Source organism: Vibrio sp. 10N.247.311.13 (assembly GCF_041467595.1).
Lineage (GTDB): Bacteria > Pseudomonadota > Gammaproteobacteria > Enterobacterales > Vibrionaceae > Vibrio > Vibrio crassostreae_C.
In genome coordinates this window covers 18,424-30,295 of record NZ_JBFSUX010000062.1, presented here as the reverse complement: position 1 = coordinate 30,295, position 11,872 = coordinate 18,424, and the positions used below count along the sequence as shown (strand labels likewise).

Annotated in this window: 10 protein-coding genes; 6 read left to right on the top strand and 4 right to left on the bottom strand. The window is 44.1% G+C overall.

Translation table 11 applies throughout. From position 1 onward, the window contains the following. Window positions 1–139 precede the first annotated feature (139 nt). Window positions 140–1,150 (bottom strand): putative 2-aminoethylphosphonate ABC transporter substrate-binding protein, encoded by a 1,011-nt coding sequence (locus AB6E52_RS19365; RefSeq protein ID WP_102321392.1) that lies wholly within the window; start codon window positions 1,148–1,150, stop codon window positions 140–142. 350 nt (window positions 1,151–1,500) lie between these two features. On the opposite strand from AB6E52_RS19365, the gene phnW reads away from it, so the two are divergent. The 4 genes from phnW to AB6E52_RS19345 all read left to right on the top strand — a co-directional run bounded on the left by phnW (window position 1,501) and on the right by AB6E52_RS19345 (window position 6,466). Further along, window positions 1,501–2,604 (top strand): 2-aminoethylphosphonate--pyruvate transaminase, encoded by a 1,104-nt coding sequence (gene phnW, locus AB6E52_RS19360; protein ID WP_102321393.1) that lies wholly within the window; start codon window positions 1,501–1,503, stop codon window positions 2,602–2,604. Next, a complete protein-coding gene (locus AB6E52_RS19355) occupies window positions 2,604–4,043 on the top strand; it encodes an aspartate aminotransferase family protein (RefSeq protein WP_102321394.1) in 1,440 nt (479 codons plus the stop codon). Before phnW ends, AB6E52_RS19355 begins: the two co-directional genes overlap by 1 nt. A 92-nt stretch (window positions 4,044–4,135) precedes the next feature. Further along, complete coding sequence (phnX, locus tag AB6E52_RS19350; protein ID WP_102321395.1) at window positions 4,136–4,954, top strand: phosphonoacetaldehyde hydrolase; 819 nt, start codon at window positions 4,136–4,138, stop codon at window positions 4,952–4,954. 441 nt (window positions 4,955–5,395) lie between these two features. Beyond that, window positions 5,396–6,466, top strand: coding sequence for an OmpA family protein (locus AB6E52_RS19345; RefSeq protein WP_102321396.1), 1,071 nt, complete (start codon window positions 5,396–5,398; stop codon window positions 6,464–6,466). Window positions 6,467–6,597: 131 nt separating this feature from the next. On the opposite strand, the gene AB6E52_RS19340 is transcribed toward AB6E52_RS19345, so the two are convergent. After that, window positions 6,598–6,996, bottom strand: coding sequence for an OsmC family protein (locus AB6E52_RS19340; RefSeq protein ID WP_102321397.1), 399 nt, complete (start codon window positions 6,994–6,996; stop codon window positions 6,598–6,600). A gap of 199 nt (window positions 6,997–7,195) precedes the next feature. On the opposite strand from AB6E52_RS19340, the gene msrB reads away from it, so the two are divergent. Beyond that, complete coding sequence (msrB, locus tag AB6E52_RS19335) at window positions 7,196–8,338, top strand: peptide-methionine (R)-S-oxide reductase MsrB (protein WP_102321398.1); 1,143 nt, start codon at window positions 7,196–7,198, stop codon at window positions 8,336–8,338. Window positions 8,339–8,436: 98 nt separating this feature from the next. On the opposite strand, the gene AB6E52_RS19330 is transcribed toward msrB, so the two are convergent. Next, window positions 8,437–9,804, bottom strand: coding sequence for a TrkH family potassium uptake protein (locus AB6E52_RS19330; protein WP_102321399.1), 1,368 nt, complete (start codon window positions 9,802–9,804; stop codon window positions 8,437–8,439). 19 nt (window positions 9,805–9,823) lie between these two features. Further along, window positions 9,824–10,480 carry a TrkA family potassium uptake protein gene (locus tag AB6E52_RS19325; protein WP_102321400.1) on the bottom strand — a complete coding sequence of 219 codons (657 nt, stop codon included), beginning with the start codon at window positions 10,478–10,480 and terminating at the stop codon, window positions 9,824–9,826. Window positions 10,481–10,666: 186 nt separating this feature from the next. Between AB6E52_RS19325 and AB6E52_RS19320 the strand changes: the two genes are divergently transcribed. Next, window positions 10,667–11,836, top strand: coding sequence for a mechanosensitive ion channel family protein (locus AB6E52_RS19320; protein ID WP_017061743.1), 1,170 nt, complete (start codon window positions 10,667–10,669; stop codon window positions 11,834–11,836). The last annotated feature ends 36 nt before the right edge of the window (window positions 11,837–11,872 follow it).

The following is an 11,872-nucleotide window of genomic DNA, read 5'->3' as shown; positions in this document are numbered from 1 at the left end:
CTGAGCCCGTAGAGGACTTTCACCTCCTAGATCAACGCCATGCTCGGCGCACAACTAAAAAAGGAAGACCGAAGCCTTCCTTTACTGATTTCTAACTTCTAATGAACTAAATAGTTAAGTAACTGACTAGGTCGTCAGATTAAGATTTTGGCTCTGATTTAGCGTCAAACTTGTCAGACCATGTTTTAAGAACGTCGGCACGTTCGCTGCCCATGCGAGCGAAGTCCATTTTTGCCATGTTCTTTTCTACATTAGGGAAGTTCTCTGCTTTGCCTGTCACATCTTTGTGACCAACAACTGGGTACATTTCGATGTAAAGCTCATTTGCCGCTTTAGAAATAGACCAATCGATAACACGTTGTGCTGCATCAGAAGGCTTAACAAGGCCTACCGCTTCAGATTCCCAGCCGATGCCTTCAGGTGTAATCACTGAAAGTGGAGCGCCTTGAGTTTTCAGCTTAGCGCCACGGCTCGCCATAGAAATACCGATAGCGACTTCACCCATGCCCGCTTGAACACATGGCTTAGAACCTGAGTGCGTGTAGTGAGCAATATTTTGGTCTAGCTTCTGCATGTAGTTCCAACCTTGGTCTTCACCCATGTTTTGTAACCAAGCCGAAACCTGCATGTAGCCCGTACCAGAAGATGCTGGGTTTGGCATAGCAATGTGGCCTTTATAGATAGGCTTCGTTAGGTCATCCCAAGATTTAGGTGCAGGTAAGTTAAGTTGCTTAGCCACCACTTCGTTGAAACAAACTGCATTGAAGAATGCATCATTACCGTACCAAGCTTGAGTAGACTGTGGGTCGTTAAGGTTAGCGCGTAATGCTTCTACACCTTGAGGCATATAAGGTTTCAGGATGCCCTCTTCTTTAAGCAGTGCCATTGAAGAACCAGCAAGTCCCCAAACTACCTCTGCACGCGGGTTGTTTTTTTCGGCCAATAATTTTGCCGTCATGATCCCAGTTGAATCACGTACCCACTTGATGTTGATGTCTGGGTTTTCACTTTCAAATGCGTTTTTGTACTTCGCTAAAATGTCAGTTTCAAAAGCGGTGTAAACCGTCACTTCCTGTGCTGCATAAGCATTACCAGCCAATAGGGTAACTAAAGCTGCAAGTGATCCTTTCATAAAACGGTTTTTCATCATTTTCTCCAGTCAGGCCCGATGCCAAGGTTAGGAATTGCCAAGGTTAAAGTTGTTAAGGCTAGAAGCTCCAACTAGAGGCTTCTATATCCATAAATTCATTTAGGTTGTTAACACACACCTTTGCATTGGTATGTACCAGATTTCGAGTATTAAGCTAACTGGCTTTTATGACGATTAAATGAACAAAAAATGGCAATTTAAAGATCGAAAACTTTCTCAAGACAAGTGACCATTTTTAATATGAAGCTTTTGTGAAAATGATGTTTGGGCTATTTACGACCGTTTAAATTGGTTGTTAAAGTAACTCTAAATATTGGTATAGTCCAAAATTAAAATCACGAGAGTTGAACATGAGAAACGAATACTTACTGCTGACACCGGGCCCTTTATCTACTTCTGAAACCGTTCGCCAAGCGATGTTAAAAGATTGGTGTACTTGGGATGATGAATACAACAAAGACGTTGTTGAAGTGATTCGTAGCAAGCTAGTGACTTTAGCGACTAAGCAAGCGGGATATACAAGCGTATTAATGCAAGGCAGCGGCACCGCTTCAGTAGAAGCAACAATCGGTAGCGTTATCTCTAACAACGGTAAGCTTCTTGTTGTTGATAACGGTGCGTACGGCGCTCGTATTGCTCAAATCGCAGAATACTTAAACATTCCATGCCATGTCGTTTCCCCAGGTGAAACATCACAGCCTGACTTGAACGAAATGGAAACGGCATTGGCCATGGATTCAGACATTACTCACGTTGCGATTGTGCATTGTGAAACCACGACAGGCATGCTGAATCCAATTGAAGAGATTGCCAAATTGGCAAAACAGCACAACAAAACCGTCATTCTAGATGCGATGTCGAGCTTTGGTGGCATTCCTATGGATATTGCTGACTTAGGTATCGATTACATGATCAGCTCGGCAAACAAGTGTATTCAAGGTGTACCCGGATTCGGCTTTGTTATTGCGAAGCAATCGGAACTGGAAAAATGCAAAGGCCAAGCTCGTTCATTAAGCCTTGACCTGTTTGACCAATGGCACTGCATGGAAAGCAACCATGGTAAATGGCGCTTCACCTCTCCAACTCATACAGTGCGTGCTTTCTACCAAGCTCTACTTGAATTGGAGCAAGAAGGTGGCATCGAAGCTCGTCATAATCGCTACCAAACCAACCAAACCACATTGGTTGCTGGCATGCGCTCTCTAGGTTTTGAACCTCTGTTAAATGATGAACTTCATTCACCGATTATCACCTCTTTCTATTCTCCAACTCATAGCGATTACCAATTCAAGGAATTCTATGACCGTTTGAAAGAACAAGGTTTTGTGATTTACCCGGGCAAGGTTTCAAACGCCGACTGCTTCCGAATCGGTAACATCGGTGAAGTGTATCCGTCAGACATTGAAGCTCTAATTGGCGCAGTTAAGAATGCTATGTACTGGGACATCAAATAATGACGATGGCCAATCAAGATTCTGTTCTAAAGGCGACACACTTTCGAAGCGAAGGCGATGTGAACACCACGCCAGCGCGTGAGAAATGGAACGAGTCGCTAAACGATGATGCGACTCAAGCGATGTTAAAACGTGACTCTGACGTATTTCTTCATCAAGCGATGTCAACGCCTTGTCTAGACACACTTGAAGCAGCTGAAGGCATCTACATTCAAGATGCGACGGGCAAGAAGTACATGGACTTTCACGGTAACAATGTTCATCAATTGGGTTATGGCCATCCACATATCATTAATAAAGTGACTCAACAAATGGCGTCATTGCCGTTTTCACCACGTCGCTTTACCAATGAAACAGCCGTTCAATGCGCTGAAAAGCTGACACAGATCTGCGGTGGTGAGTTGAACCGCGTGTTGTTTGCTCCCGGTGGCACATCAGTGATCGGCATGGCGCTAAAACTTGCTCGACATGTCACCAACAATTTCAAAGTAGTGTCTTTGTGGGACTCATTCCATGGCGCGTCACTCGATGCAATTTCAGTAGGTGGCGAAGCGTGTTTCCGCGAAGGCATGGGGCCATTAATGGCTGGCGTAGAGCGCATTCCACCAGCGGTCTCTTATCGTGGTGCTTTCCCGCTTAATGACTCTTTATCGCTTCGCGGGCAAAACTCCGGCGATGCGAACGAGACCACATGTGATGTGCGTTATGCGGATTACCTAGAGTACGTGATTGAAAAAGAAGGCGGCATTGGAGCCTTCATTGCAGAAGCGGTTCGTAACACAGACGTTCAAGTGCCAAGTAAGGCTTACTGGAAGCGAATCCGTGAGATTTGTGATAAGCATAACGTCATGTTGATCATCGACGATATTCCAAACGGTATGGGTCGTAGTGGCGAATGGTTCACTCACCAAGCTTTTGATATCGAACCTGACATTCTTTGTATCGGTAAAGGTTTTGGCGGCGGCTTGGTTCCAATTGCAGCCATGGTCACTAAAGACAAATACAACACAGCAGCACAAGTCTCACTTGGTCATTACACCCATGAGAAAAGCCCTATCGGTTGCGCGGCGGCACTGGCTACGATGGAAGTGATTGAGCAAGAAAATCTACTTGAAAAAGTGCAAGCAGACAGCGCATTCGTGCGTGAACAACTGCTTCAAATGAAAGAGAAATACCCAGTCATTGGTGACATTCGCGGCATCGGCCTGCTCTGGGGAGTGGAATTGGTCACTGACCATATCACCAAAAACCGAGCGTTCGATGAAGCAGAAGCAGTACTTTACCAATGTCTGAACGATGGCCTGAGCTTTAAGGTGTCACAAGGTAACGTGATTCAATTAAGCCCGCCATTGATCATCAGTCGCAGCGAGCTAGAAGTCGCTCTGTCTGTATTCGAAAAAGCGATAGCCAAAGTCTGCAAAGATTTTGAATACCTTTAATTCTCGAAATCAACATTTAAACCAATAACCTTAAACAACCATTTGTTTCCCAGAACTTTGAACTGGGAGTGACACAAAAATAGGACACTATTATGAACACGACATCACCTATCCAAGCGGTTATCTTTGACTGGGCCGGCACTATCGTTGATTTTGGGTCGTTTGCTCCAACTAGCATCTTCGTTGAAGCATTCAAACAAGGTTTCGACTTTGACATCGACTTAGCTGAAGCTCGTGAACCTATGGGTATCGGTAAATGGGATCACATCCAAGCGGTGGGTCGAATCCCTGCTGTTGACGCTCGTTGGAAAGCTCAGTTCGGACGCTCAATGACAAGTGAAGACGTTGACGCGATCTACGCGGCATTCATGCCTCTTCAAAAAGCGAAAGTAGCCGATCACGCAGCACCTATTTTGAATGCGATAGAAGTGGTCAATAACCTAAAAGAGAAGAACGTGAAGATCGGATCTTGTTCAGGTTACCCACGTGAAGTGATGGATGTGCTAATCCCTGCTGCTGCAGATTACGGTTACCACCCAGACAACATCGTAGCAACCGATGACCTACCTCAAGGCGGTCGCCCTGCTCCATTTATGGCACTTAAAAACGTAATCGATCTAGGTGTAACTAGCGTTGCAGCGTGTGTGAAAGTGGATGACGCAGCACCCGGCATTGATGAAGGTCACAACGCAGGCATGTGGACGGTAGGCCTTGTTCTATCAGGTAACGAAGCAGGCTTAACGTATCAAGAATACTTAGACGCAGACGAAGCAACTCTGGCAACGGCGCGTGAAAAAGCAAGCGTGAAGCTGAACAAATCAAACCCTCATTACCTGATCGATACCATTGCAGACTTACCTAGCGTAATTGCAGATATCGAGAAGCGTTTATTGGCGGGTGAGCGTCCGTAAACAAAGTCGAGCTATTACGTGATGTAAAACGTGAAAATACCGCTATAGCTTCAATTCAAATCCCTATCCAATCATGTACTCATTCGAGTTATACATATTGGGTGGGGATTTTTGTTTTATAAGCATGATAAAGCGCAAGTTTTTTACTTATTACCCGTAGCGCCACTGGTAAATAGACGAGGCTAGGCTATAGCTTAAACATAAACATAAACATTCCAACAAATGATAAAATCAACAATAAAGGCATCTTAAATATATAATATTTAACAATTTCATTGACTCCAATACGCAATCAGATTAACAATATAAGTACTGAGAAAGAAACAGGTTCACCTGAACCAACACCTTGATTTACTTATTATAAGCAGTGTCGTAACCCAATAAGTGATCGTTTTACTGGTAAGTTCAGATAACAATAATAGCTAATCCAAGGATAAGATTATGAAAAGACTGTCAAAAATCATGTGTGCTGTTGTTGCCGCTTCAGGCCTAGCAGCAGCGCCTTCTATTGCTGCAACCACTTATGTAGGTGCAAAAGTGGGTATGGGCTGGCTAGACAGCGCATGTGTAGCCGGTGCTAAATGTGATGATGATGCAATTGGTGCAGGCATCTACTCTGGTTACAATTTTAATGACAAATTTGGTATTGAGCTAAGCTCAGACTTCCTTGGCGACTACAAGACAAGCTTTTCAAAAAACGGTACAACAGCTGCGTTCAGCGACCCACTAATCGCAATCTCGCTAACTCCAATGTACCGTCTAGCAGTACAACAAGAGTTTGATGTATTCTTCAAAGCGGGCCCGGCATACATTTCACACGGTGGCGAAGATGACGTTGTTCTTTCTGCTGGCATCGGTCTAGAGAAGCAGCTTTCTTCTGATTGGGCATTGCGTGTTGAATACCAATATTTTGATGACTTCGACGACAACTACGTTCAAGACCTGAACTCGAACCTACTATCAGTTGGTGTTAGCTACAACTTCGGTACTGGCAACACAACAGCATCAGCGGCGGCTGCAACAGCTTCTGCAGTAGCAGTGACTCAAGCGCCATCTGAGCCAATCACAGAGCCTGCAGTTGTTGTTGAAGAGAAAACGACTGTCGTTGTAACTAAAGCGCAAACAGAGAGCTACTCTCAAGAAATGTTCGCGACTAACAGTACTGAACTGTCTACAGATGGCAAAATTGCATTAATGCCATTAGTTGAAGTACTTAAAGCTCACCCTCAATCAACAGTTGATGTTGTTGGTCACACAGACTCAACAGGCGCAGCTGAATACAACATGATGATCTCTAAGAAGCGTGCAGCAGCTGTAGCGGCATACATCGAAGAGCAAGGCATTGAAGCAGACCGAATTACAGCGTCAGGTGAAGGCGAAGAGAATCCAATTGCATCAAACGCTACAGCTGAAGGTCGTGCTCAAAACCGTCGTGTTGACGCAACGATCCCTGGTTTCGAATACCAAGAAGAAGTACAAGTTGAAGAAGTTATCGTAGAAACTGCTGAATAACAGCACTCTACCTTAGCCGAAATAATAAGGGCGGAGCACTCAAAGTGCTCCGCCCTTTTCTGTATCTGTCTTTACTAATAAGCCGTAAGCCGAAAAGTACCGGCCCCAAGCTAGGCTGTACAAACCGAAAACTAAACGATTTCCCAGCTGTGAGTCATTTCTACGCCAGCACCTAACATTAGACATACTGAACAGTATTTTTCTAACGAATCAGCACATACTTTAGCCACTAACTCAGGATCTAGGTTGTCACCAGACACTTCAAAGTGAATGTTAATCACAGTAAAGATTTTTGGCGCTGTTTCACGACGTTTGGTTTCAAGCTTTGCATTGCAACCAGTGATGCTTTGACCCGCAGATTTCAAACCGTCCACTACATCAACAGAGCTACAGCCACCAGCAGCCATTAACACCATTTCCATCGGGCTTGGCGCAGTAGCACCGCCGCTTCCATCCATAACAATAGAATGGCCTGATTGAGATTGACCGAGGAATTTAAAGCCTTCGACCCATTTAACTTCTGCTTGCATGTTGTTCCTTAGATGTACGAAAACGTCATCATTATTTGGTATTTTATATCAATGCCTACACCCTACTACTGGCGGCATTTATGAGCAAGATTTTCTCGGCGACATATTTTTTTGTGAATGATGCAATTTTTTCCATCTAAAACCTGTCTCTATTCGTACATTCAAAATCGAATGAGAAAAACGTCAAGATGAGGTATCTATGAATAAATTATCTAAAATATTGGTATCACTCGTGGTTACACTACCACTGATTTCGCTGTTTGTAAGCCAGACTGGCACTGCCAATACAATGGATAAAACGGCTAGTTCAGGTAAAACTGAAATCGCGACACTGGCTGGTGGTTGTTTTTGGTGTACAGAATCCGATCTAGAAAAACTGACAGGCGTGACCGACGTTATCTCTGGATACTCTGGTGGTGAACTGGAAAACCCAACCTACAAACAGGTCTCTTCGGGTAAGTCAGGTCACATCGAAGTGATCAACGTGACCTATAACCCTGATGTGGTTAGCTACGAACAGGTTCTTGACCAATTCTTCCGACACATCGACCCAACCGATGACAAAGGTTCTTTTGTAGACCGAGGCCGTCATTATCGACCAGCTATTTTCTATCATAACCAAGCACAAAAAGATGTTGCTCAGAACTTCATGATGGAAATCGACAAAGCTAATATCTTTGGTGAACCACTAAAAACAGAACTGATTGAATTTGAAAAATTCTGGCCAGCGGAAGACTATCACCAAGACTATTACAAGAAGAGTAAAGTTCGTTATAACTACTACCGCTATGCTTCTGGCCGCGATCAGTACCTAGATAAAATCTTCGGTGATGATAGAAAGGACAACCCTAAAACACTACGTCAGATCATCGACAGTAAGAATGCGACAGCCAATGCTAAAACCTACGTTAAGCCGTCTGACGCGGAGATCAAAGCCAAGCTAACGGCACTTCAGTACGATGTAACGCAAGATGACGCGACAGAACGCCCGTTTGATAACAAATACTGGGATAACAAACAGGAAGGAATCTACGTCGACATCGTTACTGGTGAGCCGTTGTTCTCATCAAAAGACAAATACAAATCAGGTACGGGTTGGCCGAGCTTCACCCAACCAATCAGCGAAGCTTATGTCGTTACAACTACTGACTACAAGCTGCTTTACCCAAGAACAGAGGTTCGAAGTAAGTTTGGCGATTCCCACCTAGGGCATGTATTCAAAGATGGTCCAAAACCAACAGGGTTACGTTACTGCATGAACTCAGCCGCAATGCGCTTTATCCCTGCGGATAAATTAGCAGAAGAAGGCTATGAGGAATACGTTGAGATGTTTGAGGGATAGGCATTCAGCAATTAACGATCAGCCTATGACAACAAAGCCAGCATATCGCTAGCTTTGTTTTTATTTACAGAGCTTTATTTATCAGCCCATGGACCTAATTAACCCGTTAACACCGTGTCTTCAGGGTATTTCAACAAGGAAGGTTCTGGGCGAGCTAGCATATAAGCCAAGGTCAGGGGGCCGATACGTCCAATCACCATAACCACAATCATGATGTATTTACCTGGCTCAGTCAGGTTTGCGGTTAAGCCAGCTGTTAAACCAACCGTTGCAAAGGCAGAAATCACCTCAAACATGACTCGATCAAACGCTGCCTTTTCAGTAAGCATTAACAAAAACATCGCGGTGGTTAATAACGCCCCACTTACCACAATAATGGCCAATGACTTTGTTACCGCTTGCCAAGTTACGGTTCGCTTAAACATCACTACATGTTTCTTCTGGCGTAAAAACGTCCACGTCGCAACAAACGCGACGGCAAAGGTCGAAACCTTAATACCACCACCCGTTGAGGTAGAACCGGCACCAATCAACATCAGTACAATCATTACCAGCAATGCCGGCTGAGTGTATTGAGACAAATCCACACTATTAAAGCCAGCAGTACGAGCACTTGCCGACTGAAAAAATGCGGCTAGCCACTGTCCTTGAGTCGATAACCCTTCCATGGTTGCTGAGTTATTTCTTTCTAGCAGCCAGAACAATACCGTACCTACCAACAATAGAGTCGGAGTGGCGGTTAGCATAATCTTGGTGTGTAAATGAAGATGTCGAAAACCTTTACGCCAGTTACTCGATAGGTCGCCGACGACTGTGAAGCCTAGCCCACCGAAAATAAACAAGCCAGCTAAGGTGAAGATCACCAGCGGATCATCAACAAAACTCATCATACTGTCTGAAAACAGTGCAAAACCTGCGTTATTGAATGCAGATATCGCATGAAATAGAGCATAAAAACAGCCCGTTGACCATCCCATCTCAGGTACCCAGCGGAAGCAGAGCAATACAAAACCGATAAATTCAGCCACTAATGCAAAGATGATGATCTTCTTAACCAATTTACGAAGGTTAATCTTACGATCTTGGCCAAGCGCTTCTTTCGCGAGTGCTTGTTGTTTAAGGCTTAACCTAACACCGAACATGTAAAGCAGTACCGCAGATAGAGTCATCTGCCCTAACCCGCCGACTTGCATCAAGAACATCAGTAAGATTTTACCCGCCAAGGTGAAATGCTCACCGGTATCGACAACACCTAATCCTGTCACACTGATCGCCGAGGTTGCTGTAAACAGTGCATCCGTAAAACTTAGGCCTGTCACAGAGAATACAGGCATCGTCAACAATATTGCAGAGGGGATAAGTACGCCTAAGAAGCTCGTAAGGATAATCTTAGGTTCAGAGCCTTTACGTGGCTTTTTATCACTCTTAAGCGTGTAGAAAGTACCTTTTCGTTTTAACGAATTCATACTGTTACCTTATTGCCAATTACCAATTGCGTAGCTTTCTAGATAAGGTCTCTTTCGGCCCAGCGATGATCACCACATCCCCAATTTCTAAACTCACATCCAGTTCTGGAGCTTTAGTTAGGTTCGGTCCTCGCTTGAAGCCAAGTACTTCAACACCATTTTCTTTACACAGCTTAAGGTCGCCAAGTTTCTTACCCAACAAATTAGAACCAATAACAATCTCCGTCATCGCTAAACCGCTGCCAAGATCGATAAACTCAAGAACGCGTCTATCCAGTATCTTACGAGCAACACGAATACCCATATCGCGCTCGGGCATGATGATATGGTCAGCACCAATCTTAGAGAGGATCTTGCCGTGGAACTTATCATTCGCCTTAACCCAGACTGCTTTTGCTCCAGATTCTTTCACCACCAAAGTCGTTAGAATGCTTGAGTTAACGTCAGAGCCTATCGACACCATCACCATATCGTAATCATCGAGTCTTAACTCTTTCACCGTCTCTTCGCTCGTGCAGTTCGCAACAATCGCTTGTGAAACAAAAGCCGCTGCTTCTTTCACTCGCTCTTCATCAATATCGACGGCCAGTACCTGTGCCCCTGAACTTTGTAGCTCTTTGCAAACAGACAGACCAAATCGCCCTAAACCGATAACTGCATATTGTTTGTCGCTCATTTGAAATCCTGTTTAGAAATTTTAATTACACGGGATAGCCAAACCTACATTAGTTTCTATCTCAAAAAAAGTTAGTTCTGCAAGAATAAGGTTATACTATTGTCATAATCGCTTGATTTATAAAGGTAGAGAACAACTCGAGTTTCTGCTAATTTCCAATTCATAATTTCTGCGGCAGCACACACAATGAATGAATTCATAACCCAAGTACAAACCTACATCAACCAGAGCCATAGTGATTGGGCAAACAGCGTCCTATTCATCACTATTGCGAGTTTTCTCGCTTGGGTAGCTTGGCGAATTATCCATAATCGCTTAGAAATTCTGGTTCAGAAAACCCCATTCCACTGGGACGATCTACTGCTAGAAGCACTAAAAACCCCTGTCAGCACATTACTTTGGTGTTGGCCTGCTACAGTCTCTATCGGGCTAATACTTCAAGACCAGTTTGGCAATGAAATCAACTGGTTAAAAACACTTAAGCACATATTAATTATCTGTACCTTCGTTTGGTTTACCTTACGAATGATCACTAACACAGAAGCCTATGTCTTAGAGCAAAAAACCAGAGACGAAACCACTGTACAAGCGATAGCGAAAGTCGCTCGCTTGTTCTTTATGGTGATGGGCGGCCTAACCATTATGCAGGCATTTGGGCTCAGTCTTTCCGGCTTACTCACCTTTGGTGGTGTTGGTGGCTTGATCGTCGGTTTAGCGGCTAAGGACTTACTGTCGAATTTCTTCGGTGGCATGATGATTTACTTCGACCGCCCTTTTAAAGTCGGTGATTGGATACGTTCTCCCGATCGTCAAATCGAAGGCACTGTCGAACGCATTGGTTGGCGCATGACGATCATCCGCACTTTTGATAAGCGTCCTTTGTACGTGCCAAATTCGGTGTTCAGTAGTATTGTGGTAGAGAATCCATCGAGAATGTTGAATCGTAGAATCAATGAAACCTTTGGTCTTCGTTATCAAGATGCAGACAAATTGGCGCTCATTGTTGATGATGTAAGAACCATGCTCGAGACCCACCCAGATATTGATGCCAAACAGACGTTGATCGTTAACTTTGACAAATTTGGGCCATCAACGCTCAACTTCTTTATCTATACCTTCACAAAAACAGTCAACTGGATCAGGTACCACAAAGTGAAGCAAGACGTTCTGTTACAGGTTCTGGCGATTATTCATAAACACAATGCAGACATCGCGTTCCCAACACAGACACTCAAGATTGACCCTCAAGACTTTTCTAATGTTCAAGATCATAACAGCGTTCAAAGCCTAGGTGATAATCAGAATATTAGCGATCCCAAAGACATGTTGAACTCCCCTACGGAAGGTCATCGATAGTCATATCCTTCTTGGTTATCGATAAGTAATAAGCGT

Bases quoted from the DNA above. Each gene is read 5' to 3' on its own strand.
- AB6E52_RS19365 (WP_102321392.1), bottom strand. From the start codon at position 1,150: ATGATGAAAAACCGTTTTATGAAAGGATCACTTGCAGCTTTAGTTACC.
- phnW (WP_102321393.1), top strand. From the start codon at position 1,501: ATGAGAAACGAATACTTACTGCTGACACCGGGCCCTTTATCTACTTCT.
- AB6E52_RS19355 (WP_102321394.1), top strand. From the start codon at position 2,604: ATGACGATGGCCAATCAAGATTCTGTTCTAAAGGCGACACACTTTCGA.
- phnX (WP_102321395.1), top strand. From the start codon at position 4,136: ATGAACACGACATCACCTATCCAAGCGGTTATCTTTGACTGGGCCGGC.
- AB6E52_RS19345 (WP_102321396.1), top strand. From the start codon at position 5,396: ATGAAAAGACTGTCAAAAATCATGTGTGCTGTTGTTGCCGCTTCAGGC.
- AB6E52_RS19340 (WP_102321397.1), bottom strand. From the start codon at position 6,996: ATGCAAGCAGAAGTTAAATGGGTCGAAGGCTTTAAATTCCTCGGTCAA.
- msrB (WP_102321398.1), top strand. From the start codon at position 7,196: ATGAATAAATTATCTAAAATATTGGTATCACTCGTGGTTACACTACCA.
- AB6E52_RS19330 (WP_102321399.1), bottom strand. From the start codon at position 9,804: ATGAATTCGTTAAAACGAAAAGGTACTTTCTACACGCTTAAGAGTGAT.
- AB6E52_RS19325 (WP_102321400.1), bottom strand. From the start codon at position 10,480: ATGAGCGACAAACAATATGCAGTTATCGGTTTAGGGCGATTTGGTCTG.
- AB6E52_RS19320 (WP_017061743.1), top strand. From the start codon at position 10,667: ATGAATGAATTCATAACCCAAGTACAAACCTACATCAACCAGAGCCAT.